The sequence below is a fragment of the Myxococcus sp. CA039A genome (assembly GCF_013336645.1).
Lineage (GTDB): Bacteria > Myxococcota > Myxococcia > Myxococcales > Myxococcaceae > Myxococcus > Myxococcus llanfairpwllgwyngyllgogerychwyrndrobwllllantysiliogogogochensis.
Genome location: NZ_JABUMQ010000614.1, coordinates 1 through 2,082 on the forward strand (window position 1 = coordinate 1; position 2,082 = coordinate 2,082).

The window sequence follows — 2,082 nt, forward strand, 5'->3', positions numbered from 1 at the left end:
CACCAGGAGAATCCGGAACGGCGCGCGCGCTTGTCGCAAGAGGTGGATGGCCAACAACGTTCCGCTGGCCCCGCCCCCCACCACGGCCACGTCCCAAGGGCTGCTCTGAACTTGCACGCCGCAATCCTATGTCCGCTCCCGTCCAGCGGCATCCGTGGATGTGCATGGACAATCGAATGCCAACCCCTGGTCGCGGTACGAGAGCGTGTCCACACTCCCACGCACATCCCGGGAGGATCCATTGCGCGAGCGCCCCAATGAAGACTGGGACGGAGAAGTCCCGGACGCGAGAAGCCTGCTGGGCTGGCCCCTGCCCGAGCGACGCGGGTCCATTCCCTCGCTGTCGTGGCTGGTGGAGAGGCTTCGCGACAGCCGGCCCGACTGGGGGCTGCTGGAGTCGTTCGTCGAGTTCGACCCCGCGCGCTACGTGCGCAAGACGCTGGCGAAGACGCGGGCGTGCGAGCTGCTGCTGGTGTGCTGGGGCCCGGGCCAGGGCTCGCTCGTCCATGACCACGGAGGCTCGTCGGGTGTGTCCCTGCTGGTGCGAGGCGAGCTGCGGGAGACGCGCTACGCGTGGGCTGGAGACAGGCTGGTGCCCGACGTGTCCCTGCGCGCGGCGGAGGGGGACCTGCTGCTCGAGGAGTCGGACACCATCCACCGCGTCCTCAACACGTCGCGGCGCGGCGCCGTGTCACTGCACCTCTATGCGCCGCCGATGGAGGGCATGACGCCCTACGACGACCAGGTGGCGTCGCTCAAACCGCCGCGTCCAGCTGACGTGGGGGCTGGGCGAAGGCGCCGGCCACGGGCAGGGTGACGCGGAAGATGCTGCCCTGACCGGGCGCGCTCTCCACCGTCAGCGTGCCGCCCAGGGACGTGACGATGCCGTGACACACCGCGAGGCCCAGGCCGGTGCCCACGCCCAGGGGCTTGGTGGTGAAGAACGGGTCGAAGATGCGCTCGCGGTGCTCGGGGGAGATGCCGCAGCCGGTGTCGCGCACCTCGACGGCGACGCGGCCGGGCATCGCCTCGCGCGCCACGACGCGCACCTCGTTCACCTCCACCTGACCGGGGACGATGGCCTGCGCCGCGTTGAGCAGCAGGTTGAGGAATACCTGCCCCAGCCGCGAGCCGTTGCCCTGCACGGGCGGCACGCCGTCACACTCGACGACGAGTCGCGCGCGGTGCCGCAGCTCATGCATGGCCATCTTCGCCGCCGTGCGCACCACCGCGCCCACGTCCGAGGGCCCGCTGCCCACGTCCTCCGAGCGCGACAGCGTCTGCAAATCACGCACGATGAGGCGGATGCGCTCGGCGCCGTCGCGCGTCTCCGCCAGCGCCTCCAGCACCTCCTGGCGCTCGCGCTCGGGGAGCTGCTCCTTCTGCTGGAGCTCCTGGTGGATGTACTCCAGGTTGCTGAGGATGAAGGCGAGGGGGTTGTTGATTTCGTGCCCGACACCCGCGGCGATGCGGCCCAGGGCGATGAGCCGGTCCGCGAAGAGCAGCTGAGCCTGGGTGGCGTGCAGCTGCTCCAGGCTGCGGGACAGCTTCGCGTTGGCGGCCTCCAGCTCCGCGGTCCGCTCCCGCACCGTCTCCTCCAACCGCCTGCCCGACTCGCCGGCCTCGCGGGTGAGGTCCGTCCCTGGACGCTCCGCTCCGTGTGGAAATCCCGCGCGAGTCTGGAAGGCGCGGCGCAGCGTGCCGCGCCGTTGCGCCACCGCTGACATCAACAGCACCCTGGCTCGTAGCGTCATCACGTCGCGGTCCCGGCGTCAGGTGTCCGTCCCGAGTGCTGCGCGCGGAGGCGGAGCGGACCTTCCCAGTCAACACCGCCGGGCCGTGTCGGGCAAGGAGCCGATGTCGGCCCGCGCGAGGGTGGGTGCCCGTCCAGATGGTTAGTCGACGCCCGCGCTCCCGGCGGACTCCGACAGCGTTGGCGAGTGGAAGGTCCGCGTGTCACCGCGCCGGTGTGGGTGCTTCTCGGAGGTGGGGATGGGAGGCCCCGCTCTGCTCCGGCGCTCGCGCGCGACTGCTCAACGTCACCGCGAGCACCGAAGGCAGCCAGCGCCGCGCCCACCACCC

Annotated in this window: 3 protein-coding genes; 1 reads left to right on the top strand and 2 read right to left on the bottom strand. The window is 71.1% G+C overall.

Annotated features, from left to right (window positions below; all coding sequences use genetic code 11):
* On the bottom strand, positions 1–117 hold a 117-nt coding region (locus HR086_RS49935), incomplete at its 3' end, for an FAD/NAD(P)-binding protein (protein ID WP_174468860.1).
* Positions 118–241: 124 nt separating this feature from the next.
* Between HR086_RS49935 and HR086_RS46375 the strand changes: the two genes are divergently transcribed.
* Positions 242–817: a cysteine dioxygenase family protein gene (locus HR086_RS46375; protein WP_174454455.1), complete on the top strand. Its 576-nt coding sequence runs from the start codon at positions 242–244 to the stop codon at positions 815–817.
* Here the strand turns inward: HR086_RS46375 and HR086_RS46380 are convergent.
* Positions 756–1,754, bottom strand: coding sequence for a sensor histidine kinase (locus tag HR086_RS46380; protein ID WP_174454839.1), 999 nt, complete (start codon positions 1,752–1,754; stop codon positions 756–758). The two genes, HR086_RS46375 and HR086_RS46380, sit on opposite strands and share 62 nt — an antisense overlap.
* Positions 1,755–2,082 lie beyond the last annotated feature (328 nt).